The following is a 25,915-nucleotide window of genomic DNA, read 5'->3' on the forward strand; positions in this document are numbered from 1 at the left end:
GCCAATAACATCAAATACGCGCTGTCCGGGGATGATCGCTATATCGCCAGCGTTGATCCGGGAGAGACCTTCGTGGTGGAATGCGCCATCAATGTCAATGACGGCACGATCCGTCATCTCGGTCAGCAACTGACCGCGGCAGATGTCACCTTGCCCTTCGTCAACGGCGCGACCGGACCGATCGAGGTCCGCGGATCGAAGGCCGGTGATATGCTGAAGGTGGAGATCATCAACATGGAGCTCGACAAGCTTGGCTTCACCGCATTGTGGCCCGGCATCGGCATGTTTCCCGATTGGGTGCGGCGCAAGGAATTCGGCATCCAGACCCGGGTCGTCGAGGTCAAGGACGGCCGCGTCCACTGGAACGACCACCTCAAGCTGCCGATAAAGCCGATGATCGGCGTGCTCGGCGTGGCCCCCGTTCATGGCGCCGTGCTGACCGTCGACAATGGCCCGCATGGTGGCAATCTCGACGTGCAGGAAATCACCACCGGCAACACCGTCATGTTCCGCGTCAACAGGGAGGGCGCGCATCTGTTCATGGGCGATTGCCATGCGATTCAAGGCGACGGTGAATGCAACGGGATGGGCGCGATCGAGATTGCCGCGACGCTGACCGTCAAAGTGTCGGTCGAGAAGGCCCCGCTGCGCCTAAATCATCCGCGCATCGAAACGCCGACACACATCGGCACCCTTGGCTGCGCACGTCCGCTTGAAGACGCCATGCGTATTGCGTTTGAGGAAATGGTTTACTGGATGGAAGATGACTGGAAGATTCCTGCGCCTGAAGGATACATGCTTCTTGGCCAGATTGCCGAAGCGCGCTGCACCCAGGTGGTCAATCCGAAGTACACCTACATTTGCAAGGTCGACAAGAGCGTGCTGGCCCGGTATTTTGGATGAGCGATGAGGCGCCGATGGCCGACCCGACCCGTCGCGGTGCAGCGCTCACGCCGCCTGGCCGGCCTTCAACAGCGAGCAGCCGGTGATCTTCAGGTCGCCGTCCGGCTGCCGCTCCAGCGTGTAGAGCGCCTCCCACGCCTCGCCATCGGCGTCGACGATATGGACGCGCTGCGCGATCCAGCCGCCGGCCACCCGCGCCTCGCCGAACTCGAAACTTTTGTGACGATAGACCGGCGTGTAGCTGTGCCGGACCATGAACAGGAAAATGTCGGCGCGCGGAAAAATTTCCCTGATGGCGGGCGCGGCGTAGGAATAGGCCGCCGCGGCATCGTCACGACCGAAGGCATCGACCTGGGAGCGGATCACGCCCTGCGCGGTGGCGACATCATCGGCGGCGAAAGCGGGTGAACCGAGCGCGATCAGAAATGCAACGAGCAGAGCAAGGCTGCGCATGCCGATGTTCCCCGTTTGCGGGTGCTTGCCGCGATGGAGTCGATCGAAATTTATACCCGCGGGAAACCGGGGGAAAGCGCTATTCGCCTTCCGCCAGCCGGCGAACGCCGGATGCAGTGAGGCCGAGTTCCCCGAGCCGTCTCACCGCGTAGCCGAGGCTGACCAGGCGCTCCCAGTGCGATTGCGGGATTTCGCGCTGCGCCTCGCCGCGGCTGACCTCACGCAGCGAGGCGAATTCGTCCGCGCTCAGGGGCGGGGGAGGATCTGCCATCACGCGACCTCGTCGGTCCATACCTTGAAGCCGAGCAGGGTGTTCGGTCCAAAGGTCTGGGTGATCGGGACATCGGCGGCATCGCGTCCCTGCGCGATCAGCACGCGGCCGATCCGCGGCACGTTGTTGCGGGGATCGAAGGTGTGCCAGCGGCCGCCGAGATAGGCCTCGAACCAGCCGGCGAAGTCGCCCGGCCCCCAGGGCGGCGGCGTGCCGACGTCGCTGAGGTAGCCGGTGCAGTAGCGCGCCGGAATGTTCATGCAGCGGCAGAGCGCGATGGCGAGATGGGCATAGTCGCGGCAGACGCCCTTGCCCTCGTTATAGGCTTCCCAGGCCGTCATGGTGGCGCGGGCGTGCTCGTATCCGAACGCGATGTGACGATGGACAAAATCGCAGATCGCCTGGACGCGTGCCCAGCCTGGCGCGGTTTTCGCGAACAACTGCCAGGCAACCTCGGAAAGCCGATCGGTCTCGCAATAGCGGCTGCCGAGAAGATAGATCAGCGTCTCCGCCGGCAGGTCTTCGACCGCATGTTGAGCTGCCGAGGCAGCTACCGGATCGGGCAGGCCCAGGTCGCGAACGAGGCCATCGGCGAAGAGACGCATGCGTCCGGCCGGCGCGACGATGCGGCTGCACCAGTTGCCGAACAGGTCGCGATACGGCGTGATCGGCACCGAGGGAGTGGTGGTGAGAAAATCCGGGACGATGATGTCGGAGGCGCGGGTGAAATGCGTGCCCAGCACCATGAGCATCGGTGTCGGTTGCGGGAACTCGTAGAGCATCTCGAATCCGACGCGAAGCTTCATTCGAAATGTATCCTCCGCTGGCATCTGCAGATGGCTACGAACCCATCGATTACAAGGCGTTAGCCGGCCTGTTCAAGCGAAAAGCGGCAAGCCGTGCGAGAAAACGATAGCTAATTGCCGCGAAAGCGCGCAGGCTGCGCCAATGCCCGCAAAGCCGAAGCTCACCGTGCCCGCAAACGCCGGGCCGTGGACATGACCACGCGCTCGCGACGGGAAACCGTTCATTTCAGGCACCCCTTCCGGATCAGGGGCGTCGATCGCCTGTTGTCGCCTGGTGCCTACGAGGTCGTTACCGACGAGGAGATGATCGAGGGTCTTTCGTTTCCGTGCTTTCGCCGCGTCGCCACCATGATCATGGTTCCCGCCGCGGCGCCGCACCAGTCCTCGATGGAGATGATCTCGATCAGTTCGGTCGATCTGTCCGATGCCCAGCGCAACGACGCGAGCGCGCCAAGGTGAATGACGACCCGGTCGATCTCGACAAGCGTCGCGGCATGGCGGCGCAAAAGGCCACCGATATGCGACGCCTGCTCGCCGACGTCGAGGCCAATGCCAAGACATTGCGCGAGCGGCAAAACCAGGTCGAAATCGAGCTGCTGGCGGTGCCGGCTGCCTCATGGGCCGAGGCGGTGGCGAAGGCGCGTTACGTCCTCAATCTGTATGCGGCCGGTCTCGCACCGTCCGACACCCATCACCGCGACCTCGTGACGGCGGTGCTGGCCGACCTCACCCGGCTCTCCGGTGAGAGCTGAACGACCCATCGTCCTGAACCAGTGAAGACCGCCGTTCGCGGATCGAACGCAAAAACCGAAGGTATCCGAATGCAAAATCTCTCGCCCCGCCACGTCAAGACCGAAGAATCCATGCGCCTCGGCGTAGTGTCCGGCTGGTACTCCACCAAGGTCAGCGGCACCTTCGTCTCCGGCCCGCATGATTCCGAAGCCGACTGCCTGCGCCGGATCGATGAGATCAATCCGCCGCCGGTGAAGAAAAAGAGATGAACGGAGAGGCTTGCGTGAAGCTCACGCCGGCAGAAAGGCACGACGGATGACGCTCGCGCGCGGCAGTTTTGGAAGCTTCGAATACGATCGCATGGTGGTGCTGTTTTCCATGATGGACGGCGCCAGGGAAATTCCCTGCGCCGTCAGCGCATCAGCGATGGATGATATGGACCGCGTCGGACGCACGGCGCCCGACCGGCGCGAGGAGCAGTTTTTGCGGTTGCGCGACCGGATCGAGCTATGCGCGTCGCGCAAATTCCTCGCCAGGGAATTCGAGGGCGCCCCTCCCGGCATCATCCTGCGCAGCATCGATTTTCGCGGCTGACCGGCGGTCGGATGCCGCCGCCCGCGGGGGACGATGCTGCGAAAGCCCGGTCAATTTGGTATCTGGTTTGTTCCTCGGGACGGCCTCACGCCACTTGGCGCGGGCTTGCCCGACGCGGTAGTGATCTGGCTGCCAAATGGGGAGGATCAAAAACATGAACGAGCACGTCAAGGTCGCCATGAGCTATGCGACCGATCCCGGCGACGAGATCAACGACCTGCGGATGTCGGAGAAGGCGCGGCCGCTCTATGATCACGTCCGCAAGTTCATCAAGGATACCGTCGAGCCGATGTCGGTCGAGTTCCATGCGCACGGCAAGACGCGCGCCGAGCGCTGGGGTTTTGCGCCGGGCCAGCTCGACGTGCTGCAGAAAGCCAAGGACAAGGCCAAGGCCGAGGGTCTCTGGAACTTCTTCCTGCCGGACGCCGAGACCGGCGAGGGCCTGAGCAATCTGGACTATGCCTATATCGCCGCCGAACTCGGCAAGAATCCGCTGGCCTCGGAGTCGATGAACTGCTCGGCGCCCGACACCGGCAATATGGAGGTGCTCGAGCGCGTCGGCACCCGCGAGCAGAAGGAAAAATGGCTGAAGCCGCTGCTCGCCGGCGAGATCCGCTCCGCCTATGCGATGACCGAGCCGAATGTGGCGTCATCCGACGCCAAGAACATTTCGACCACGGCGAAGCTGGTCGGCGACCAATGGGTCATCAACGGCGAGAAATACTACATTTCCGGCGCCGGCGATCCCCGCTGCAAGATCATGATCGTGATGGTCAAGACCAATCCCGACGCGGCACCCAGCAAGCAGCAGTCGCAGATCCTGGTGCCGATCGACACCCCCGGCGTGGAGATCGTCGGTCCGATGCACGTGTTCGGCCATGATCACGCGCCGCGCGGGCACATGCATCTGCGCTTCGACAATGCGCGGGTGCCGAAGGAAAACATCCTGCTCGGCGAGGGCCGCGGTTTCGAGATCTCGCAGGTCCGTCTCGGCCCCGGCCGCATCCACCACTGCATGCGCACCATCGGCAAGGCCGAGAAGGCGCTCGACCTGATGGTGACGCGCGGCCTGACCCGCGAAGCCTTCGGCAAGAAGCTGGTCCAGCTCGGCGGCAATCTGCAGATCATCGCGCAGGCGCGCTGCGAGATCGAGGCGATGCGGCTGATGGTGCTGAAGGCTGCGAAAGCGATGGACGTGCTCGGCAACAAGGAGGCGCGGGTCTGGGTCAGCATGGTCAAGGCCATGGTGCCGGAGCGCACCTGCCGCATCATCGACCAGGCGATCCAGATGCATGGGGCGACCGGCATTTCGCAGTGGAGCCCGCTGTCCGAGATGTACACCGACGTGCGCCATCTGCGGTTCGCCGATGGCCCCGATGAGGTGCACTGGATGGTGGTAGGGCGCCACGAATTGCAGCAGCACTGACGTCGTCAGCGACGAGGCCGCGCGCCCCGGGGCGCGGCAACTCGCGCGGGTCCCGGCGCGTCATGCGAGGAGTGCAAAGCGCCGACCGTTGGCATAGTATAGCGCAAAGCACTCAATTCGCCGAAGCCCAGCAACAAGATGCCGGAGCAGGGACTGATGCAGGAAGGAAAGTCACACTACGAAGTCATCGTCGTAGGCGCGGGTGTGGCTGGAATTTATCAGATCAAGCGCCTGGCCGACCTCGGGGTTGACGCCACGGTGCTCGACTCCGCCGCCGACCTCGGCGGCACCTGGTACTGGAATCGCTATCCGGGAGCCCGGTTCGACTCGGAAAGCTACACCTATGGCTATTCGTTTTCCCGGGAATTGCTCGATCAGTGGCACTGGAAGGAAAGGTTCTCGGGTCAGCCGGAAAATCTTCGCTATCTCAATTACGTCGCCGACACGTTCGATCTGCGAAAGTATATGCAGTTCAACTGCAAGGTCTAGGCGGCCCAGTTCGATCGGGCGCGCGATCTGTGGCGGCTGACGATCGGTGATGGCCGTGAACTCACCTGCCGGTTCATCATCATGGCGGTCGGGCTGCTCTCGGCGCCGACGCTGCCGCGGTTTGAGGGAATGGACACCTTCAAGGGCCGCGCATTCCACACCTACTACTGGCCGCACGAGCCGGTTGAGATGGCAGGCAAGAAGGTCGCCGTCATTGGCACCGGCGCCACGGCCATTCAGGTGATTGGCGAGATCGCCGACAAGGTCGGCGAGTTGACGGTATTCCAGCGCCGGCCCAACTGGAGCGCGCCGCTCAACAACGGACCGATCCCGGATCAGGAGATGGCCGACATCCGGTCACGTTACGACGAAATTTTCGCGACATGCCGCCGTACTCCCGGCGGCTTCGAGCATGAGCCTGATCGTCGCGGCTTCTACGAGGTCTCGCGCGAGGAACGGCTGGCGCTGTGGGACAGGCTCTACGACGAACCCGGATTCGGAATCTGGCTGAGCAATTTCCGCGAGATTTTTACCGACGAGGCCGCCAACGCCGAGTTCTCGGCCTATATCGCCGACCGGATCCGCCGGCGCGTCAACGATCCCCTGGTCGCGGAAAAACTGATTCCCCGGGATCACGGGTTCGGCGTGCAGCGCGTGCCGCTGGAGACAGGCTATTTCGAGGCCTATAACCGCGGCAACGTGCATCTCGTCGACATCAGCGCGACGCCGATCGAGCGGATTACCGCGACCGGCTTGCGAACCGCCGCGCGCGACTACGACTTCGATATCATCGTGTACGCCACCGGCTTCGACGCCATCACGGGCGCGTTCGACCAGATCGACATCCGCGGGCTCGGTGACGAAACCCTGTTCGAGAAGTGGAAGGACGGCCCGTCGACCTTCCTCGGGATGCTTGTTCACGGCTTCCCCAATCTTTTTATGCCGACCGGGCCGCAGAGCGGTTCCGCGTCGACCAATTTTCCGCGCGGCATCGAAACCGGCGTCAACTGGTGCACCGACCTGCTCGAGCACAAGTGGGATCACGGCTACACGCGCGCCGAAGCGACGCGCGCGGCCGAGCAGCGCTGGACCGCGCATGTGACCAAGATGTACGCGATCATGCTGATGCGAAAGGCCAAGTCATGGTTCACCGGCTACAACTCCAACGTCGCCGGCCATGAGGAGGGCAAGGTGCGGTACTTCGTCTACAATGGCGGCGCGCCGAAATATGTCGCCGCCATCGAAGAGGTCGCCGCCAAGGGCTATGAGGGGATCGTTCTCTCCGCGGAGGCGCGCGCGCCGGCGGGGCCGCGGACCGCGGCCGCCGTTGCCAAGGTGGTTTGACAAGGCGGTTTGACAAGGCGGCCTGATGCGGCGATCGATCGAGGCAGGGCTCGGCGGCTTGTCCGTCACCGCCCGCAGTTCGGCGTGGCGGGCCGCCCCGCGAGGCGGTCACGCGTCCAGGCGATGAGGTCAGCGTCGATCGCTGGATGATTGGCGACCAGCGAAACGTGATCACGTTCGCGGTAGAGCCGATAGTCGATCGGCTGGCCCGCCGCACAGCGCACCGCGACAAAACGGGTCTGAACCTCGGGCGACACCACATCGTCGCTCGCTCCCTGCGCGATCAGGATGGGTGCTTCGACCGGGAGGAACGGCGTGTTCTGCCGCAACCGCTCGCCGAGCGGTCCGTGTGTCGGGTCGGTTGTGAAAATGCCTGCCGCCGGCAGCAGGACGGTTTCCACCACCGAGAACAGCGTTGACCATCCGCCGACGCAGCGGGCGGCGATATCGGCGACCAGCGGTCGCGCGAGGGCACCCACATAGGACGCTGCATCGATTTCCGGATACGCAGCGCTGTAGGCGCGAACAAGATAGGAAGAAACGATCTTGCCGAACATCGTGCCCTGCGACGCCTGCAGCAGCGCATCGAGTTCGGTAGCGGGAGCCAGCGCCGCGACGCCGGCAATCTGGACGTCGGACGCGTAGCCGGGAGCCCGTGCGCCGGTCCAGAGCGCGCTGTTGCCGCCCTGCGAATGTCCCCACACGACCGCGCGCCGGTCGAGCAAGAGTCCCTCCAGATGGCCTGCCGCACGGACCGCATCGAGCACCGAGCGCGCCGCCTCGTCGCCGATCAGATAGGCATGTCGGCCTGCGGTGCCGAGGCCGACATAGTCGGTTGCGACATAGGCCCAGCCCTCCCGGAGGATCGCCTCGACCGCCGGAACGTTGGCAAATGGCGCCGTCAGCGAGGGCGCGCAACCGGGCTCGATGCCGGTGGTTCCGTGCGCCCAGGCGACCACCGGTCGCGGTGCGCCCGCCGCCGTCGTGGATACCATCACCACCGCGCTTGCGAACGCCGGCGAATTGTCGGCATGCGTGGTGGTGTAGAGGATGCGCCAGGCACGGGCGCCCTGCGGCACCGCCTTCGAATATGACTCGTGGCGAAGCAGGACGCCCGGCTGCGCCGGGAGATCCGCTGGCGCGTCGAAGAATGCGTCTGGACGAATGGGACGCGACGCGACCCATGCGGCGGCCAGCACCACGATGCCGATCACCGCTGCCGCGAAGAACCACCGCGCGATCGGGCGGATGCCGGCCATGTGTCGATTCCTAACCTGTCGCCGAACCCTCCGCCACCGCCTCGCCCCAGGGCTGCGATATCTCGGTTGCGCCGCTGTTGGTCTCGCCACTGCGCAGCACCGCGCTCGGGCAGGCAAACTTCATCGGAAAGGTCTGCACCCGCGCCTCCTCATAGTCGAAACGCGCGGCCAGCGCTTGGCGCACCGGCGCCGGCAGCCTGATGTCGCCGATCACCACTGCGCCCTCGCTGGCATCGACCCGCGGTGCGTGGATCGCGGCGTCGAGATCCATGCCGTAATCCATCACGAACGACAAAATCTGCGTCACCGCCGGCAGAATGCGCCGCCCGCCGGAGGCGCCGAGGGCGAGCCGTCTGCCATCGGCGGCCTGCGCCACAACCGGCGTGTAGTTGGTCAGGCAGCGTTTGCCCGGCGCCAGCGAATTGGGCGTGCCGGGAGTCGGATCGAACCACATGATGCCGTTGTTCATGGTGACGCCGGTTTGCGGCAGAACGAATTTGGAGCCGAAGGTCGACAGCAGGGTTTGAGTCACCGCCGCCATATTGCCGTCGCGGTCCACCACTGAGAAATGCGTGGTGCAGGCCGGCGCCAGCGCCTCGGCGCCGAGCGCCCGGCGGCCATCGGCATCGCCCATGTCCTTGAGCCGTTCGCGGTAGGCCGCCTGCAGCGCCATGGCATAGGCGGCGTAGGCCGCGGCATCCGGCCCGCTCCGCGCAGGCTGCAAATCTTGCTGCAGCAGGCGCAGCGTATGCGCCATGGTCGGCCCGCAGGTGAGCTCCGGCGTCGCGAAAACCTTGCCGCCGCGATAGGGGATGACCAGAGGCTCGCGCCAATGGGCGCGGAACGCAGCGAGGTCCTCGACCGACAGCGCGCCGCCGGCGGACTTCATGTCGGCGGCGATGCTGCGCGCCAGATCGCCGGCGTAGAAATCGCGCGGTCCCTGCGCCGCCAGATGCGACAGCGTGGCCTTGAGCCGCTGCTGCGGCAGCCGCACCTCGGACCTGATGCCCCATGGCGCGTTCGGCGGCACGCCGTCCTGCAGGTAAGCCGCCGCGCTCGCGGGATAGCGCCGCAAATCGGCGGCGGAGCTTGCGATCATCAAGGTGGTCCACCAGTCGACGGCGAGGCCTTCACCCGCCAGGGCGATGCTGGGGGCCACCAATTCCTGCCACGGAAGTTTGGCATGGCGGCGATGGGCCTCCTCCATGCCGGCGACCACGCCGGGCACCGCGACCGAGCCCGGGCCGTGAAGATTGCGGTCGTCCTTCACCCGCGGCCAGGGGAAGATATCGGAGGCCGCGCCGTCGCCGGTCAGCGGATAATCCTCGGTGCGCAGGCTGCCGGGCGCGCGCATGCCGTAGTCGATCACTTCACAACGGTCCTCGCGCGTGCGGTAGAGCACCATCGCGCCGCCGCCGCCCAGGCCGCTCATCCACGGCTCCAGCACGCCGAGCGCGAAATTGGTCGCGATCACCGCATCGACGCAGTCCCCGCCCGCCGCCAGCACGGCGGCGCCGATTTCGGCCGCCTTGCGCGACTGCGCGGCGACGATGCCGCCTTTCGAGGTCACCGCGGGTTTGCGGATCTGCTGGGCGTTGGAGAACTGGTCGGACATCGGGTTTTTCACATTTTACGAGAGAACCGCCGGTCTCCGGTCATTGTAAGCCGTCTCGGCCGCCGGCGCGAGAGCGGGTTGGTGGACCCGCCAAGACTCCAACCAGCAATCAGATCATGATGCAGCCGCGGCGCCGAGCCACCACGCTATCTCTGAATATCTCACCTCTGAATATCTCACCTCTGAATATCTCACCTCTTTTCTTTATCTCAAAAATGAGATATAAGCGGCCATGCCCTGGCGAGTCGAAATCCTCGACGAAATCGTCGCCGCTGAGATCGCAAGCCTTCCGGCCGACATGCAGGCGCGATTTCTCCGGCTTGCCGAGCGCATTGCGTCGTCCGGGCTCGAGAGTCTGAGCGAGCCGCATGTCAAGCACCTTGAGGGTAAGCTATGGGAGTTGCGGCTGACAGGTCGCGATGGAATTGCGCGCGCGCTTTACGTCACTGCGATCGGCCGCAGGGTCATCGTGGTTCGCGCATTCGTGAAAAAGACACAAAAAACGCCGCGCGCTGAGATCGAACTTGCACTGCGGCGAGCAAAGGACATCACATGACGATCCAGTTCGAAAAGCTCAAGGCTCGTCTGCTCGCCAACCCCAAGGTCAAGGCCGAGTATGACGCGCTCGCCCCGGAGTTCGAGATTGCCGCCGAGTTGCTCAGGGCTCGCCTGCGTGCGGGCCTCTCCCAAGCCGAACTTGCGGCGCGGATGGGGACCAGCCAATCCACCATCGCCCGGCTTGAAAATGGTCAGACGCTTCCGAGCACCAAGACGCTTTTGCGTTATGCCGCGGCGACCGGCAGCAAGTTCCATGTGCGGCTCTCGGCGGCCTGATTCACCGAAGCCCTAATCCGCACCGACCTGTCACGCCTCCGTGCGATCGCCATTGCCCGGCGCTGCATGCGCGGCACCATGTTCGCGCGGATCGTCCCGCGAACCCCGCGATGCGGCCCAAAGTCCGCTGAACCAGTTGTAGCCGTAGGTTTCCCAATATCCGCAGGTGAAATCGTTTCCGATCTCGATGCTGCTGACGTGCTTCGGATTCTTGAAGCCGAGCTTTCCGACGAGTTCGGCGTGTAGAAGGAGTTGAACGGAAACGGCCGATCTCCGCTCGCCGCCCTCGCGTCACTGCGTCCGCAACAGGCGCCTGGGATGAAGACCGTCGACATGCCCCATGAATGGCGGGTGGATCGAATAGCCGATCAATTCGCGGACCCGCTCGGGCAATCGGCTCGCGAGTTCCCGGGGGACGGCGAGGCTCATATTCTCGAGTTGCCGCACCCAGCCCGCGCAATATTGTGGCGTGATGATCAGGCGCGGCCGGTCGGACAGGTTGGCGCCGCCGCGATGCCACAGCGTTCCCTTGGTGATCGCCAGCGAGCCCGATGGCATGGTCATCCTGATGGCATCGGCCCGGTTGCCGATATCGCGATGGTCCGCCGCCTTGTCGAGAAAATCCGATGGCTTCGCGGATCCTTCGACGTTCTGTTCATCCCACAGATGGCTTCCCGGGATGATTTCGGTGGCGCCGTTCAGTTCGGTCGTATCGTCGATCGCCCAGAACGCGCTGATGCCGAGCGGCGGCCGTGGCCGGGGGACCCCGGCGCCGCTGTCGTCGAAATGCCAGGGCTGCGCGGTTTCGCCGGGCTGCAGATTGATCGCGAGCAACGCCGACAGCAGACAGCTCTCGCCCAGTTCCGCCTCAGTAAACGTCAGAGCAAGCGGATGAATAGCAAGCTCGGCGAATAATGGCGATTTCGCCAGCAGGGCATACACCCGGTTGGTCTTCGCGCCTTCGAAGTCGTTGCGCCCCTTGAGATCACGCGCGAGATGCGGGGCCAGCGCGGCCCGGATTTCGGCGACGCGATCCGGCGCCAGAACGCGTTCGAAGATCAGGTAACCGCGACGGTCGAACTGTTCCCGCCAGGCGGACAACGATCGTCCTTCGAGCCAGGGTGACGCCTGTTCCGCGGTCATGGCCATTGGGCACGCTCCCTCGCTCTGTCCGCCCGGCGCTCAACCCGCTGAAGCCAATCTTCGGTCACCGGTTTTGTCCGAATGCGTTTTCGCTGGATCATCGATCGGACATGCGATCGGCGATGGCAGGCCGATTGCGGCGCAGCATCGGCTGGTCGGGAATGCGGACCGCAGGCGCCTCAAATCCCAAACGTCCAAATCGCGATGATGGTCCCGAGTACGGCCAATCCGCTGATCGTCCAGCCGGTCGCGTAAGCCGCGCCGTCGGTTTCCGGCCTGTCGACCATGGTGTCGCGCCAGTGGGTCATAACAGCCTCCTGAAGGTTACCTATCGCAGATAGGTCTCCCCTGCCGGTTCAAAGTTCAAGGCCGCGCGATCAATTGCGGCGGTGGTGGGCAGGATATTGCAAGCCAGCGGCGAGAGAAAATGAATTAAATTGAGCGATCGAAGCAGAAAATCCGATGCATGACGCAATCACCAGATCCGCGATGGCGGACTCGTTCGCTTCTGGAGCTTGAACACGGTGATCCCGGCGCCTCGACGCCGTCCTCAATCGACGGCGGCGTTGCTTACATCGTCTTTTTCAAGGTTTCGAAAATCTTGCCGTTCATCAGGAGCGCGATTTCCGTGGCGGGCAACGGCTTCTGGCATTCGGAAAGCGGATTGAGCCAGAAATTCGCGTTGGGCAGCATTTCAAACAAATTGCGGGCTGCCGCGCCGAGACAGGTTTCGGGCTCCTTCACATAGTCGGAGATGCGCTTCTTCGAGGTGAAAGCGGGAAGCCACGTCATGCCCTGGAATTCCACGGTGGCGACGTTGATCTTTTCCTGAAATTTGAGCGAGCGGCGCCGGCCGGGTTTCATCGGCGCCTCGGGGGTCAGGACATAGATCTCGCTGGCGAGCAGGGCCTCGTAGAATCTGGGAACGATACCGGGATCCTTGCCGGCCGCCTGCATCAGGGCTTCGAGACCATTTTCCGGTTCAAACATGACGGCCTCCTGTCGCATGGGTTCGCAGATCGTTTGCCTCGACGCACAGCGCTTCGCCAGCCATGCCGCCGAACCGGCGCTTTCGCAGCCCGCGCGCCGGACCGGACATCAGGTCTGGCTGCCGCGAAGGGCGCGATAGACCGTATTGCGTGAGACGCCGAGCCGGCGCGCGGTCTTGCTGATGTTGTTGCCGGTTTCCGCGTACGCGCTCAGGACATGCGCGCGCTGTATTTCGTGCAGATCACGCTTGACCTCGTCGTCAGTCGACGACCTGGGCCCCGGCCGCTCGCGGCGGGCGGGTCCAACGGCGGCTTCGACGGCGGCTTCGTCAATCGCACTTCCGTGCTCGCCGAGCGAGAGCCTTGCCAGAACGTTGCGCAACTCGCGGATATTGCCATCCCAATCCAGTTCAACCAGCCGGTCGATCGCACTTTGGGACAGTTCGACCGCCGGGTCGATCTTACTCATCAAATGGTGCGCGATGTCGGCGAAGTCGGTGCGCTCGCGCAACGGCAGCAACGTGACCTCTAGCGTGTTGAGGCGAAACAACAGATCGGATCTGAACCGGCCCTTAGCGATGGAATCGTCGAGATTGGCGTTCGTCGCCGAGACCAGAAGGACGTCAACCTCGCGTTTGGTTCCTCCTACCGGCCGCACGGTCCAGTCGTCCAGGAAACGCAGCAGCACCGCCTGCAAGGTCACCGGCATGTCGCCGATCTCGTCCAGGAAGAGCGTGCCGCCGTCGGCTTCCCTGAACAGTCCGGTGGAGCCGCCCTTCCTGGCGCCGGTGAACGAGCCCTCCGAATAGCCGAACAGCTCGGCTTCGATCAGGCTTTCGGGGAGCGCGGCGCAATTGACCGCGACGAACGATCCCGAGCGCCGGCTCGCCGCGTGGGCGTGACGCGCCATCTGCTCTTTGCCGGTGCCGGTCTCGCCGCGAATGAGGATCGGCATTTTGCGCGCCGCCGCGGTCTCGACCCGACGCACGATTGCCGCGATCGCCGGATCGGCGGATACGAATTGTACCGCGACTTCCTTTTGCGGCGGTGGCCTGGGTGCGGAAATCCTTTGCGTCATCGGGAACTGACGGGTGTTCTCGATGGTCGCGACAAACTGGCTTCCGACATCATCCTCGAGCCGCTGTCGCTCCTTGCGTCGGCCCTCATCCACGAATGCGCTGAACTTCGCGCGGAATACGTCGCCGAACAGGCGGCCGGCAGAAGCCGGCAATCCGTGCAGCAAGACGCGCGCCGCACGGTTTGCGGCGAGAATCCTGCCTTCATTGTCGACGGCCAGCAGGCCCGCGCTGAGCGTATGCAAATATTCTCCGCGATTGTGAAAGGCGACCAGGATGTCGCCGCGATGCTGTTCGCGGAACAGCCCGTTCTCGATCTGGGTCGCCGCCATGGCGACCAGCGCCTGGGTGTGCGCCTGACGGGACATGCAATCCGACGAGGCGTCGAGTATCCCGGTCAGCCCGCCGTCGGGCGCGAAGATCGGCGCGGCGATGCAGGTGAGATTGTTGTAGCGCGCAAAGAAGTGCTCGCGTCCGTGCACGACAATGGGGCGCTTGAGATAGGCCGCGGTGCCAAGTCCGTTGGTGCCGCAGATATTCTCCGCCCAGATCGTTCCCGCACGAATGCACGCCGCGTTCGAAGCATCGCTGAAGCTGGAGTCGGATATGATGTCGAGCAGCAGGCCGTCGGCATTCGCAAAGGCGATCATGAAATTGGAGCCGGCAATCTGCTGATGCAGGGTATGCATCTCGGCGAGCGCAAGGCCGCGCACCAGCGAGCAACGCTGCTGCTCCTGGCGCAGGACGGCCGGGCTGACAAATTCGGGCGATGGCGGGCGCAAGGTGTCGAGGCCGAGCGAAATGCAGCGCATCCAGCTGTCGTAGATATCAGCCGACAGAAGTTCGGCCGGCGGGGCGCCCCGCTGTTCGAGCCTCATCCACGCATTTTCGACGCGCCGGCTGGCAGGTAGCATCATCCATCCTCCCTGAACTGGTGGCTCGGCGATTTCCCCGTGGTCAAGGACGGTTCATGTCTCCTTGGCGTACCCGCTATCTCCGTCAGCTATCTCCGCCATCATAAAGCAATTGAACGAAAATCCAAATTTCCCCGCGCGCTTCGACGTGTCGCCCTCACCGCTGAAAAATGTTCCGTCTCGGAACAGTTGTGCAATCAGGCTTGATCCGTGGCGGACCGAAGCAGGATTCGCGCGCCAACGGGAATGTCAGGAACATCAGCTTGTTAGGGCCTTGGCACAGCTCTTGCTGACCTCTCTGTAAACCGGGAACTCGCACGGCGAGTCCAAAACAAAAAATTTTGAGGGGAGATTTATGAAAGCCGCGGTTCTCCATGCATTCGATGAAAAGCTGACGGCGAAGGAGTTTGTCAGATACGAGGATGTGACAGACCCCAAGATTTCACGCCCGATGGACGTCATCGTGCGCATCGGCGGCGCCGGCGTTTGCCGAACCGACCTGCATATCGTCGAGGGCATCTGGCGCAGCAAGGTTGACGTCAAGCTTCCCTACATCATGGGCCACGAGAATGCCGGCTGGGTGGAAGCCGTCGGGCCCGGTGTCGAAGGCGTCAAGGTCGGCGACAGCGTGATTTGTCACCCGCTGGTGACCAGCGGTCATTGCCTGGCGTGCCGGCGCGGCGACGACATGCACGCGCTCGACAGTTCGTTTCCCGGCATCAACGCCAATGGCGGCTACGCGCAGTATCTGCTCACGGGACAGCGCTCGCTGATCAAACTGCCGAAATCACTCGCGCCGAAAGACGTCGCTCCCTATACGGACGCGGGCCTGACGGCGTATCGCGCCGCCAAGAAGGCGTCGCGTCATTTGTTGCCCGGCGAATATGTCGTGGTGATCGGCGCCGGCGGGCTCGGCCATATCGGGATCCAGGTTCTCGCGGCGCTGTGCGCCGCCGAGATCATCGTGGTCGATCGCGCCGACAAGTCGCTCGAACTCGCCAAGGAATGCGGCGCGCATCATCTCGTGAAGGCCGACGCCGGCGAAGTCGACGCCGTGCTGGCGCTGACCGGCGGGCGCGGCGCCGAGGCGGTGATCGATTTCGTCGGCGAAGGCGACGCCATCGCCAAGGGCCTCTCGATGACCGCGAACGGCGGCTACTATTACATCGTCGGCTATGGCGGCAAGATCGACATCCCGACCATCGACATGATCACGACGGAAAAGACCATCGTCGGCAATCTGGTCGGCACCTACGCCGAGCTGGTCGAATTGATGGCGCTCGCAGATCGCGGCCTCGTCGATCTCCATACCAAGGAATACAAGCTCAGCCAGGCCAACGACGCACTGCACGATCTGCATGGCGGCAAGATCCATGGGCGCGCCGTTCTGATCCCGTAGGAAATCGCCGCAACATGCTCAGTTTCAGTCCGGAAGATCGAACGAGAGTAACGCGAGTGACAAACGCCAGCGGACGCGGGCCACAGATAACCGCCGAAGAAGCTGCCGAGCTGCAGCGCGCCCGCGACCGCATGATTGCCCGGCACAAGCTGATCGAAGGCATTATTCGCAACAATGAAATGCAATTGAAGAACGAGAGCGCCCGCGGCGGCGCCGAGATCGAACTGGAATGTGCCAGACGCGATGTCGCGCAGACGGGCGCCGGCGCCGACGCGCAGGCCGAACTGGAACGGGTGACGGCGCGGCTGCAGGCGCTCCGCGAGCAACACCAGCGCCTCGTGATCGAGCGGGAATGGCTCAACATCTCGCTGCTGGAATTCGACAGCGGTCCTTCGTCCGATGAACAGCAGCGCTCGGGGCATGCATGATGAGCAAGATCGAGGTTACGGCGGCGGCAAAGGCGGCGCAATCGGAACCAGGCCACGCGCCGCGCCAGCAGCCGGAATTGAGCGAAGAGGACAGGTCGAAGGATGCGTTCTATGCGCAAATAGCCGAGGTCGCCGAGGCGATGATCGCCCGCCACGGCAGGGATTTCGCAATCGGCACGCTGGTCCTCGCCGCGAAGTTTGTCGCCGACGGCAAGTCACTTGCAAATCGAGGCAACGAAAACCGGGAGGCGGCGAGTGCCACCAAGCCGGGCTGAACCTAAAAATGGATTTCGGGAATCAAAGTCAATTTTCCGGACTTAAAGTTTATACGCAGACGAGAATTTGAGAGACGAGATCGAAGGGGTGGATTGATCGCCGGTCTTTCGGTCACACGACTAAGGCGAAAATGCTGAAGCTGACGCAACTTTCAAAGGAGAAGCAAATGTCTGCAAGTCTGACTCTCAATAAGATAACGGCCCAGAAAGGCATAACCATTAACGAGGCGGCAAGCCGTGTGGCGGATCTTGGCTGGACGCCAAGTTACGTCCAGGAGGCAATGACCTTTCCGACCGACTACAAGATCTCCAAGACGCCCCGCGACCCGATGAGGCAAGTGCTGCGGTCGTACTTCCCGATGCAGGAAGAGAAGGACAACCGCGTCTACGGCGCGCTCGACGCCGCGCTGCGCGGCGACATGTTCCGCAACGTCGAACCGCGCTGGATCGAGTGGATGAAGCTGTTCCTGGCCATCATTCCGTTCCCGGAGATCTCGGCGGCGCGTTCGATGGCGATGGTCGGCCGGCTGGCGCCGGGCGAGGAACTTCGCACCGGGTTCACCATGCAGATGGTCGACGAGTTCCGGCACTCGACGATCCAGATGAACCTCAAGAAATGGTACATGGAAAACTATATCGATCCCGCCGGGTTCGATATTACCGAAGCCGCGTTCGGCAAGTGCTACGCGACCACCATCGGCCGCCAGTTCGCCGAGGGCTTCCTGACCGGTGACGCGATCACCGCCGCCAACGTCTACCTGACGGTGGTTGCCGAGACCGCGTTCACCAACACGCTGTTCGTGGCGATGCCGTCGGAGGCCGCGCGCAACGGCGACTACGCGCTGCCGACCGTGTTCCTGTCGGTGCAATCGGACGAATCGCGTCACATCGGCAACGGCCACTCGATGCTGATGGCGATGATCAACGATCCGTCGAACCACCAGCTGCTCGAACGCGACCTGAAATATGCGTTCTGGCAGAATCATGCGATCGTCGACGCCGCGATCGGTACGTTCATCGAATACGGCACGACCAACCGCGACAAGAACAAGGAATCCTATGCCGAGCTCTGGCATCGCTGGATTTACGAAGACTATTATCGCACCTACATGCTGCCGCTCGAAAAATACGGCATCAAGATCCACCACGACGACGTCGCGGCTGCCTGGGATCGCATCGTCAAGAAGAACTATGTCCACTTGACCGCGCAGTTCTTCACGGTCGGCTGGTCGGCGAACTTCTGGCGCATCGAGGCCCAGACCGAAAAGGACTTCGAGTGGTTCGAGCACAAATATCCAGGCTGGTACGCCGAATTCGGCGACTTCTGGAAGTGGCATGCGAAGCTCAGCGTTCCCGGCGAGACCAACATCCTGTTCAACAGCGACGTGGGCTATGCGTACCCGCATCGGTGCTGGAGCTGCATGGTTCCCTGCCTGATCCGCGAAGACTTCGTGTGCGATGAAGTCGACGGCAAGATGTACACCTATTGCTCGGAAGGGTGCCGCTGGACCCACAAGGTGGCTTTCGCCGCTGAGTATGAAGGCCGCGCCACGCCGGCAATGGGCCGCTTCAGCGGTCGCCGTGAATGGGAAGACTGCTATCACGGCTGGGACATCGCCGACGCGATCAAGGACCTTGGATTTGTCAGATCCGATGGCAAGACCCTGGTGGCGCAGCCGCATCTGCGCTTCGAGGCCAAGGACATGTGGACGCTCGATCACGTGCGCGGACACCAGCTTGGCAGTCCGCTCCGCGGATTCCGTGCGCTCTCGCCGATCGAGCGTGAGGTCGCGGTGGCTGACTATCGCAAGGGCTTCAAGATCAATCCTTGCCACTAAGCATGCGAACCGGAAGGGAGCCGCCGCGGCGGCTCCCTTCCACCGCCGGGACGCGTGTCGTTCCGGAAAATTATCCACGTAGCGCTGTAGCAGGGTCCAGATGATGACGGACGCGCAGGTTCACAAGGTTCGGTTCGAGCCTGTGGGCATCGAGATGGAGGTTGAGGAAGGCGAAACCGTGCTCGACGCGGCGTTCCGGCAGGGCATCTCGCTGATGCATGGCTGCAAGGAAGGCCAGTGCGGGAGCTGCAAATCGAAGCTTGTCGACGGCGACATCGAGCTGCTGAAATACTCGACCTTTGCCTTGCCGGACTATGAAAGCGAGACCGGCCACGTGCTGCTGTGTCGCACGCATGCCTTTAGCGATGTCAGTTTCGAATTGCTCAATTACGACGAAGACCTGCTCAGCCGCTCGATCGCCGTCAAGGCGTTTCCGGGGCGTGTCGCAGGGATCAGCGCGCTGACTTCGGACATCAGATTGCTCGAAATCGAAATCGAAAGGCCGATGAAGTTCTGGGCCGGCCAGTATGTCGATCTGACAATTGGGGATAGCGGCATCACCCGGGCATTTTCGATGGCGAACGCGCCAAGCGAAGGCAGCAATCTCCGGTTCATCATCAAGAAATATCCCGACGGCGCGTTCTCCTCGCAGCTCGACGGCGCCCTGGAAGTCGGCGCGCCGCTGACCGCCAAAGGGCCTTATGGCACCTGCTTCCGGCGCGAGGAGCGGCCAGGCCCGATGCTGCTGATCGGCGGCGGCTCCGGCATGTCGCCGCTCTGGTCGATCCTGGCCGATCACATCGAGAGCCGGGAACAGCGGCCGGTACGGTTCTTTTACGGCGCGCGGACGCGTGCGGATCTCTTCTATCTTGACGAGCTGGCGGCGATTGGCTCGCAGCTCAGCGACTTCAAATTCGTGCCGGCGCTGTCGCATGCCGCAGCCGACGACAATTGGGACGGCGAAACTGGCTTCGTGCACGAGGTCGTACTGCGTCATCTGCGCGAGGAAAAGCTGACCGGTCCGATCGACGCCTATGCCTGCGGGCCGACGCCGATGATCGACGCCGTGCTGCCGATCCTGCAGGTCAATGGCGTGGAGCCCGAACGGATCTATTTCGACAAGTTTACGCCGGCGGTGCGATGACGGCGTTCAGCAATTCGTCGCAACGAAACTAGCAACAGGGAGGTCGTCATGAGTGCACAGGCAAGCAAAACCGCCGAGAAACCGGCTGCCGTCAAATCCGGAGCCGCGGGAGCCGCGGTATTTCCTGGCTCCGACAGCCGCAAGTACAATTATTTCGAGCCCAAGGGCCGCAAGGCGACCCACTACGAGGACATGACGGTCGACGTTCAGCCCGATCCGGAGCGCTATCTGCTGCAGGACTGGATCATCTCCTTCCCCGATGGAACGCCGACCTATTCCAAGGACTGGACGGCGGCCAAGAGTTCCAACTGGCACAAGTTCCGCGCCGTCGACCAGGAATGGGAGCGCACCCACTACCAGCGTCAATCGACGATCTGCGGCATGGTGCAGAACACCATCGAAAACGGCCGGAAGTCGGGTGCGCCGCTGCGTTTCGACGCCGCCTGGGTGAAGATTCTGCAAAACCATCTCGGCGCCTACAAGCATGCCGAGTTCGGTCTCGGCACCTCGACCATGCAGGCGCAGCGCTACGGCTACACCCAGATGGTCAACAATGCGATCCTGACCAACTCGTCGTACAAGCTGCGCTTTGCCCAGGACATCACGCTCTATCTCAGCGAGATCGGGCTCGATATTCCGGGCTTCGACATCGCCGCGGGTAAGAAGCACTGGCTTGAGGATCCGATCTGGCAGGGCGTGCGCAAGTCGATCGAGTCGGTGATGGGCTCGAACGATTATCTCGAGCAGTACTTCGCCACCAACGTCGTGTTCGAGCCGCTGGTCGGCGAACTGTTCCGTTCCGGCTTCCTGATGCAGGCGGCCTCGGCACAGAACGACTTCATTACCCCGGCCGTGGTTTCGGCGGCGGAGGCCGACTACGAGCGCAATCTCGCCAACACCGTTGAACTGATCTACATGCTCGGTACCGATGCGACCTATGGAGCGCAAAACATCGCGCTGTTCAACAAATGGCTGGCCAAGCACGCCGATCTCGCCCTCGACGCGGCCAACCGCCTGCAGCCGATCTGGTCGCAGCCGCGTGTCAAGGTCGTGACGTTCGGCGACGCGCTGGCGCATGCCAAGAACCGGATCAAGGGCATTGCCACCGAGCTTGGTCTGAAAGTGCCGGCCAATCTGGCGTCGTAGCCTAACCTCGCATCCTTTCATTCAATCCTCAGGAGATCGACATGCTGCACGAAAATGACAACATCTTCAAATCGATGAAGGACATCAAGTTCGAAGATACGATTTCGCATCAATGCGGGGTCACGATGAACGACAGCGTCGAGGCGCGCGCGATCGCGGACGTGATGAGCCGCCACGACCATATCACCGTGACCTACATGCCGGCGATGATCCGCATCGACGGCATCGGCAAGATGGAATTCAAGATGGACGAAATCTCCGAAGAGCTCGGCAGGGTCATGACCCCGCATCTGTTCGAGATTTCGACCTCGACGCATTACGGCCGCATGGTGATGACCGACGACAACACGGTCATGCTGTTCGGCGACATGGACGAGATGATGAAATACATCGTCTGAAGACCACCGCGAGCGATGCCTGGTCGGCCCTGTGCCGGCCGGGCCAACATGGCTGCGCCGGTGGCGAGCCTCATAACATCCAAATTCGTGCGGGAGCAGGAGAAACGCCATGTACAGGACAGCCACGGGTGAAGAAATCTTCGTCATCGACGGGCATACGCATTTCTGGGACGGAAGCCCGGCAAACCAGAAGAACATTCACGGCAAGCAGTTCATCGATTGCTTTTATGCCTATCACTCGAATCTCAGTCCGCCGTCGGAGAAGTGGGAAAAGGAAAAGTTCGAAAAATACGACGCGAAGACCATGTTCGACGACCTGTTCGTCACCGGCTATGACGACATGGCGATCCTGCAGCCGACCTACCTCACCGATTTCTACAAGAATGGCTTCAACACCACCGAGCGCAATTCGGCGATGAAGAAGAGCCATCCGGATCGCTTCATCCTCAACAGTGCGTTTGACCCGCGCGACGGCAACAAGGGTCTGGAAGACCTGCACGCCAAGGTCGAGAAATACAAGGTCAAGGGTGTCAAGCTCTATACGGCGGAGTGGCGCGGCGAATCGAAGGGCTACAAGCTCACCGACAAGGAATCCTACACCTTCCTCGAGGCGGCGCAAAAGCTCGGCATCAAGAACATCCATGTGCACAAGGGCCCGACCATCATTCCGTTGAACAAGGATGCCTTCGATGTCGGCGACATCGACGACGTCGCGACCTCGTTCCAGGACCTTAATTTCATCGTCGAGCATTGCGGCCTGCCGCGTCTTGACGATTTTTGCTGGATTGCCACCCAGGAGACCAATGTCTATGGCGGCCTGGCGGTCGCGCTGCCGTTCATCCACACCCGTCCTGGCTATTTCGCCCATGTGATGTCCGAGCTGCTGTTCTGGCTTGGGCCCGACAAGCTTCTCTATGGCAGCGATTATGGAATCTGGACGCCGAAATGGCTGATCGACAAGTTCATGGCGTTCGAGCTTCCCGCCAGTGAGACCAAGGAGACCGGCTCGGTGCTGACGCTTGAGACCAAGAAAAAGATTCTCGGCGAGAATGCCGCGCGGCTCTATGGCATCGATATCGAAGCGCAGAAGAAGAAGATCCGGGCGGGCGGCGGGTATGCCCATCTGCCGGAAGCCGTGCACGCGCCACGGTGATGGTCATGGACGGGCGCGTCGCAGCAGGCGTACCGGAGCGCGACCGGTGGATCGACGACAGGCAAGCCCAGTTATGGGCTTGCCTTCAGGGCGTGACGGATCCCGAGCTGGATGAATCCGTTGTCGACCTGAACTTCGTCACCCGAGCCGATGTGGACTCGATGAACCGGGTCCACATCGAATTCCGTCTGCCGACCTATTGGTGCGCGGCCAATTTCTCGTTCCTGATGGCCGACGACATGCGCAGCGCGGTGAGCGCGCTGGACTGGGTTGAAGGCGTCAGCGTGGTCTTGGGCGAGCACATGTATGCCGACAAGATCAATGCGGGACTGGCGCAAGGGCTTTCGTTCCAGGAGACCTTCGGCGCCGAGGCTGACGGCAGCCTCGACGATCTGCGCCACACCTTCCTGGTCAAGGCGTTCCAGCGCCGGCAGGTCGCACTGCTCAACCATCTCACCGGCGTGGGGCATCAGCCCGAAACCATCGTCGATCTGACGCTCGCGGAACTCGGCTGCCTGCCGGTCGATGATGAGGGCGAAAAGCTGGTGCGCCGCTATCTCGATCGCCGCTCGGTGGTCGGGCCGGTACGGGCCGATGCGCCGGCTTTCGTGGATGCGGCGGGGGTGCGGCTGAAGGCCGATGGCTTTGCCGCCTACGTCTCGGGCCTGCGGCGGGTCGGTGTGAATGCCGAGTTCAACGGCGCCCTGTGTCGCGGCCTGCTTTCGGTACGGTTTGATCTTGAAACGCCTTTCGTGCCCGGACCCCGAGCTTCGTCTCGATCGAAGGGGTAACAATGCTGACGTCGACGATGCCGGCGGCGCAGGTTCAGTCTAGTAGAGGGTGAGGACATCCAATGCCGAAGATCATGCTGCATGACGAGGCGGCGCGAGCCGCATTGGGGAGGGGTGTCGCCAAGCTTGCCAGGGCCGTGCGTGGCACCTTGGGCCCGAAGGGGATGAACGCGATCATGGACCGGCCGATCGGAACGCCGATCATCTCCCGCGATGGCGTCTCCATCGCCAGCGAGATCGAACTTGAATGCCCGTTTGAGAACATGGGTGCGCAGGTGCTGCGCGAGGTTTCGAAGCAGACCAATGAAGTAGCCGGTGACGGCACCACCACGGCCACGGTTCTGGCCGACGTGCTGGTGCAGGAAGGACTGAAGTCTCTCGCCGCGGGCGCTAATCCGGTTGAACTGGTGGAAGGGCTCGAACTTGCGGTCAGTGAGACCATCGCCGTGCTGAAGCGCTCGGCCACGGCGCTGCAGGGGCCGGCCGGTCTGCGCGCGGTGGCAAGCATCGCCGCCAACGACGCCGCGCTCGGGGAAATGGTCGCTGAAGCCTTCGAACGGGCGGGCAATCACGGAATTGTCGCCGTCGAATATGGCAACACCGTTCAGACCACGCTGGAGGTGATCGAAGGCATGGCCTTCGAACGCGGCTATCTCTCGCATCACATGGTGACCGATGTCGAGAAGATGCAGGTCGTTCTCGACAATCCGTTCATTCTGATGACCGACCACAAGATCCAGACCGGCGATCAGCTTGCCGGCGTGATCTCGCTTATTGAAAAAAGCGGCAGGCCCCTGCTGATTATCGCCGAGGAGGTGGCGCCGCCGGTGATCATGCAATTGCTGGCGCGCCGGGAGAAAACCAACTTCAAGGTTGCCGCGATCCATCCGCCGGAATTTGGCCATTGGCGCAAGGCGATGCTCGAGGATATCGCCATCACCACCGGAGGCCGGGTGATTTCGGCGGACCTCGGCGGCAGGCTGGAAAAGGCGGAACTGCATGATCTCGGTTCTGCCCGCCAGGTTCGCATCTCCGCCTCCAAGACCCTGATTACGGCAGGCGGGGGCGACCCAAAGAAGATCGCCGCGCGCCGCGAGCAGGTGATGCGGCAATACGATGCCGCGCCCGAGAACATCGAACGGGACAAGTTTCAGGAGCGGATCGCAAAGCTGTCCGGCGGTACCGCCATGATCCTCGCAGGCGGCGCCACGCCGGTCGAGCAAAAGCGCCGTACCCAGCTGATCGAGGATGCGATCAACGCCACCCGGGCGGCGATCGAGGAGGGCATTGTGCCGGGCGGCGGCCTCGCCCTGCTCCGGGTCGCGCCTCAGCTTGATCCCATGATCGACGAATTGGAGGGCAGCGTCAGGCAGGGCGCAGAACTGCTTCAACGTGCGCTAAGCCGCCCGCTGTTCTACATTGCGGCAAATGCCGGCTTGAACGGCGAAGCCGAAGTATCGAAGTTCGCACGGGGCCTGAACGGCCACGGGCTCGATGCGCGCAATGGAGCATCCGTCGATCTCGTCAAGGCCGGCATCATCGATCCGGTCAAGGTCTGCTACAGCGCGGTTCGCAATGCGGCCTCCGTCGCCGGCCTGATCCTGACGACGCAAACGCTGATCGCCAAGAAGCCGGACGACTACGATCCGACGGCGGGACCGGCGCGGGGCGGCGGCGCCGAGCTGCTGTGATCGCGCGAGAGCGAAGGAGACTGTTGCAGGCGCTCGGAGGCAAGTGAGCCTGGGAAAATTCAGGAGGAGGAGCCGGGCCTCTCGGTCCTGATTTTCGTACAAATTGGGGGGGAACAAATGGATATCATCACTGCACTGGCCGTGAGTATCGGCCTGCTGGCCGGCGTTGCGACATGGTTGTTTCTGGGGCCGATGGGCGGATTGGGCCTTTCGCTCTGGGCGGTTTTCGTAGCCTGGGCGAGCTTCTATCATTGTGGAGGCAAGGAAGCCGGGTTGCAGAAGACGATCGTGCATAACGTTTTCGGCGCGTTTCTCGGCTGGCTCGCGCTGACGGCGGTGTCGCAGATGCCGCTCGGCGCAACGCTCGGTGTTCCGTTGTGGGCTGCGATCTGCGTCGCCATCACGGTCTTTGTTCTGGTGATTGCCGCGAAGAACCCGATGTTCAGCGACATTCCGGCTGCGGTGTTTGGTTACGCCAGCGTTGCCGCACTCGCCCTCGCCGGCGGCAAACTGAGCGCCGTCACGTCGGGTTCGCTCGAAAATCCGCTTATCAATATCGTCATATCGATGGTGATCGGCGCATTGTTCGGCTACGCGTCCGAAAAAATCGCAGGCGCGATTGTCAAAAAATAGTCTACCGTGAATTGAACGATGGCTATGAAGCGGATACCGCGAAACTAGTCCAGCGTTTCCGAAGTTCGAATTATATCGGTTGGTTGTACCATCACCAGCAAACGTCATTCCGGGGCGCGTGTGACGCGCGGAGCGCGGCATGCGCGAGCTTTGATGTGCAATTGCACATCA

The 25,915-nt window shown here is 62.7% G+C and carries 28 protein-coding genes and 1 pseudogene; 20 read left to right on the top strand and 9 right to left on the bottom strand.

From position 1 onward, the window contains the following. Window positions 1–903 (top strand): acetamidase/formamidase family protein (locus WCE35_RS00630; protein WP_424591416.1); only part of this gene is annotated, 903 nt, incomplete at its 5' end. Window positions 904–948: 45 nt separating this feature from the next. Here the strand turns inward: WCE35_RS00630 and WCE35_RS00635 are convergent. The 3 genes from WCE35_RS00635 to WCE35_RS00645 all read right to left on the bottom strand — a co-directional run bounded on the left by WCE35_RS00635 (window position 949) and on the right by WCE35_RS00645 (window position 2,433). Further along, on the bottom strand, window positions 949–1,356 hold the full coding sequence (locus WCE35_RS00635) for a DUF4864 domain-containing protein (RefSeq protein WP_424591417.1): 408 nt from the start codon (window positions 1,354–1,356) through the stop codon (window positions 949–951). 79 nt (window positions 1,357–1,435) lie between these two features. Next, window positions 1,436–1,627 carry a hypothetical protein gene (locus WCE35_RS00640; protein ID WP_424591418.1) on the bottom strand — a complete coding sequence of 64 codons (192 nt, stop codon included), beginning with the start codon at window positions 1,625–1,627 and terminating at the stop codon, window positions 1,436–1,438. Beyond that, window positions 1,627–2,433, bottom strand: a complete 807-nt coding sequence (locus tag WCE35_RS00645; RefSeq protein WP_424591419.1) for a transglutaminase-like domain-containing protein — start codon at window positions 2,431–2,433, stop codon at window positions 1,627–1,629. Before WCE35_RS00645 ends, WCE35_RS00640 begins: the two co-directional genes overlap by 1 nt. 192 nt (window positions 2,434–2,625) lie before the next feature. Here WCE35_RS00645 and WCE35_RS00650 point away from each other — a divergent pair, with 192 nt between their 5' ends. From WCE35_RS00650 to WCE35_RS00675, 6 genes and pseudogenes are all read left to right on the top strand, one after another. Beyond that, on the top strand, window positions 2,626–2,892 hold the full coding sequence (locus WCE35_RS00650; protein ID WP_424591420.1) for a hypothetical protein: 267 nt from the start codon (window positions 2,626–2,628) through the stop codon (window positions 2,890–2,892). Further along, the gene (locus WCE35_RS00655; RefSeq protein WP_424591421.1) at window positions 2,889–3,185 is read left to right on the top strand and encodes a hypothetical protein; all 297 of its coding nucleotides are present in this window, start codon (window positions 2,889–2,891) and stop codon (window positions 3,183–3,185) included. The genes WCE35_RS00650 and WCE35_RS00655 overlap by 4 nt, the downstream gene beginning before the upstream one ends. Window positions 3,186–3,254: 69 nt before the next feature. Further along, window positions 3,255–3,434, top strand: coding sequence for a hypothetical protein (locus tag WCE35_RS00660; protein WP_424591422.1), 180 nt, complete (start codon window positions 3,255–3,257; stop codon window positions 3,432–3,434). 46 nt (window positions 3,435–3,480) lie between these two features. Beyond that, window positions 3,481–3,759 carry a DUF1488 family protein gene (locus tag WCE35_RS00665; RefSeq protein ID WP_424591423.1) on the top strand — a complete coding sequence of 93 codons (279 nt, stop codon included), beginning with the start codon at window positions 3,481–3,483 and terminating at the stop codon, window positions 3,757–3,759. A 154-nt stretch (window positions 3,760–3,913) separates the two neighbouring features. Further along, the gene (locus WCE35_RS00670; protein WP_424591424.1) at window positions 3,914–5,185 is read left to right on the top strand and encodes an acyl-CoA dehydrogenase family protein; all 1,272 of its coding nucleotides are present in this window, start codon (window positions 3,914–3,916) and stop codon (window positions 5,183–5,185) included. Window positions 5,186–5,341: 156 nt separating this feature from the next. After that, a pseudogene (locus tag WCE35_RS00675) lies at window positions 5,342–7,018 on the top strand (flavin-containing monooxygenase). A gap of 65 nt (window positions 7,019–7,083) precedes the next feature. Here the strand turns inward: WCE35_RS00675 and WCE35_RS00680 are convergent. Continuing rightward, a complete protein-coding gene (locus WCE35_RS00680; RefSeq protein ID WP_424591425.1) occupies window positions 7,084–8,277 on the bottom strand; it encodes a lipase family protein in 1,194 nt (397 codons plus the stop codon). A gap of 10 nt (window positions 8,278–8,287) precedes the next feature. Further along, a complete protein-coding gene (locus WCE35_RS00685; protein ID WP_424591426.1) occupies window positions 8,288–9,892 on the bottom strand; it encodes a gamma-glutamyltransferase family protein in 1,605 nt (534 codons plus the stop codon). 232 nt (window positions 9,893–10,124) lie between these two features. On the opposite strand from WCE35_RS00685, the gene WCE35_RS00690 reads away from it, so the two are divergent. Next, a complete protein-coding gene (locus WCE35_RS00690) occupies window positions 10,125–10,448 on the top strand; it encodes a type II toxin-antitoxin system RelE/ParE family toxin (RefSeq protein ID WP_424591427.1) in 324 nt (107 codons plus the stop codon). Beyond that, window positions 10,445–10,726: a helix-turn-helix domain-containing protein gene (locus WCE35_RS00695; protein WP_424591428.1), complete on the top strand. Its 282-nt coding sequence runs from the start codon at window positions 10,445–10,447 to the stop codon at window positions 10,724–10,726. Before WCE35_RS00690 ends, WCE35_RS00695 begins: the two co-directional genes overlap by 4 nt. Before the next feature lie 291 nt (window positions 10,727–11,017). Here the strand turns inward: WCE35_RS00695 and WCE35_RS00700 are convergent, their stop codons facing one another. The 4 genes from WCE35_RS00700 to WCE35_RS00715 all read right to left on the bottom strand — a co-directional run bounded on the left by WCE35_RS00700 (window position 11,018) and on the right by WCE35_RS00715 (window position 14,848). Next, entirely contained in the window at window positions 11,018–11,875 is an 858-nt protein-coding gene (locus WCE35_RS00700; protein WP_424591429.1) for a phytanoyl-CoA dioxygenase family protein, read from the bottom strand. A gap of 173 nt (window positions 11,876–12,048) precedes the next feature. Further along, window positions 12,049–12,177: a hypothetical protein gene (locus WCE35_RS00705; protein WP_424591430.1), complete on the bottom strand. Its 129-nt coding sequence runs from the start codon at window positions 12,175–12,177 to the stop codon at window positions 12,049–12,051. 262 nt (window positions 12,178–12,439) lie between these two features. Next, window positions 12,440–12,859 carry an SseB family protein gene (locus WCE35_RS00710; protein WP_424591431.1) on the bottom strand — a complete coding sequence of 140 codons (420 nt, stop codon included), beginning with the start codon at window positions 12,857–12,859 and terminating at the stop codon, window positions 12,440–12,442. Window positions 12,860–12,967: 108 nt separating this feature from the next. Next, window positions 12,968–14,848 carry a sigma-54-dependent Fis family transcriptional regulator gene (locus WCE35_RS00715; RefSeq protein WP_424591432.1) on the bottom strand — a complete coding sequence of 627 codons (1,881 nt, stop codon included), beginning with the start codon at window positions 14,846–14,848 and terminating at the stop codon, window positions 12,968–12,970. 355 nt (window positions 14,849–15,203) lie between these two features. Between WCE35_RS00715 and WCE35_RS00720 the strand changes: the two genes are divergently transcribed. From WCE35_RS00720 to WCE35_RS00770, 11 genes are all read left to right on the top strand, one after another. Next, a complete protein-coding gene (locus WCE35_RS00720) occupies window positions 15,204–16,247 on the top strand; it encodes an NAD(P)-dependent alcohol dehydrogenase (RefSeq protein ID WP_424591433.1) in 1,044 nt (347 codons plus the stop codon). A 56-nt stretch (window positions 16,248–16,303) separates the two neighbouring features. After that, on the top strand, window positions 16,304–16,675 hold the full coding sequence (locus WCE35_RS00725) for a hypothetical protein (RefSeq protein WP_424591434.1): 372 nt from the start codon (window positions 16,304–16,306) through the stop codon (window positions 16,673–16,675). Beyond that, window positions 16,675–16,950 (top strand): hypothetical protein, encoded by a 276-nt coding sequence (locus WCE35_RS00730; protein WP_424591435.1) that lies wholly within the window; start codon window positions 16,675–16,677, stop codon window positions 16,948–16,950. The genes WCE35_RS00725 and WCE35_RS00730 overlap by 1 nt, the downstream gene beginning before the upstream one ends. Window positions 16,951–17,117: 167 nt before the next feature. Beyond that, on the top strand, window positions 17,118–18,788 hold the full coding sequence (locus tag WCE35_RS00735) for an aromatic/alkene/methane monooxygenase hydroxylase/oxygenase subunit alpha (protein ID WP_424591436.1): 1,671 nt from the start codon (window positions 17,118–17,120) through the stop codon (window positions 18,786–18,788). Window positions 18,789–18,888: 100 nt separating this feature from the next. Then, a complete protein-coding gene (locus tag WCE35_RS00740; RefSeq protein ID WP_424591437.1) occupies window positions 18,889–19,932 on the top strand; it encodes an NADH:ubiquinone reductase (Na(+)-transporting) subunit F in 1,044 nt (347 codons plus the stop codon). Between the two features lie 48 nt (window positions 19,933–19,980). Then, window positions 19,981–21,078: an aromatic/alkene monooxygenase hydroxylase subunit beta gene (locus tag WCE35_RS00745; RefSeq protein ID WP_424591438.1), complete on the top strand. Its 1,098-nt coding sequence runs from the start codon at window positions 19,981–19,983 to the stop codon at window positions 21,076–21,078. A gap of 41 nt (window positions 21,079–21,119) precedes the next feature. Then, window positions 21,120–21,476 carry an MmoB/DmpM family protein gene (locus tag WCE35_RS00750; RefSeq protein WP_424591439.1) on the top strand — a complete coding sequence of 119 codons (357 nt, stop codon included), beginning with the start codon at window positions 21,120–21,122 and terminating at the stop codon, window positions 21,474–21,476. 109 nt (window positions 21,477–21,585) lie between these two features. Further along, the gene (locus WCE35_RS00755) at window positions 21,586–22,629 is read left to right on the top strand and encodes an amidohydrolase family protein (protein ID WP_424591440.1); all 1,044 of its coding nucleotides are present in this window, start codon (window positions 21,586–21,588) and stop codon (window positions 22,627–22,629) included. Between the two features lie 5 nt (window positions 22,630–22,634). After that, entirely contained in the window at window positions 22,635–23,420 is a 786-nt protein-coding gene (locus WCE35_RS00760; protein WP_424591441.1) for a metal-sulfur cluster assembly factor, read from the top strand. Between the two features lie 62 nt (window positions 23,421–23,482). Next, window positions 23,483–25,111: a molecular chaperone GroEL gene (locus WCE35_RS00765; RefSeq protein WP_424591442.1), complete on the top strand. Its 1,629-nt coding sequence runs from the start codon at window positions 23,483–23,485 to the stop codon at window positions 25,109–25,111. A gap of 117 nt (window positions 25,112–25,228) precedes the next feature. Continuing rightward, on the top strand, window positions 25,229–25,744 hold the full coding sequence (locus WCE35_RS00770) for a DUF1097 domain-containing protein (RefSeq protein WP_424591443.1): 516 nt from the start codon (window positions 25,229–25,231) through the stop codon (window positions 25,742–25,744). Window positions 25,745–25,915: the final 171 nt, after the last annotated feature.

It is taken from the genome of Bradyrhizobium sp. (genome assembly GCF_049691595.1).
GTDB lineage: Bacteria > Pseudomonadota > Alphaproteobacteria > Rhizobiales > Xanthobacteraceae > Bradyrhizobium.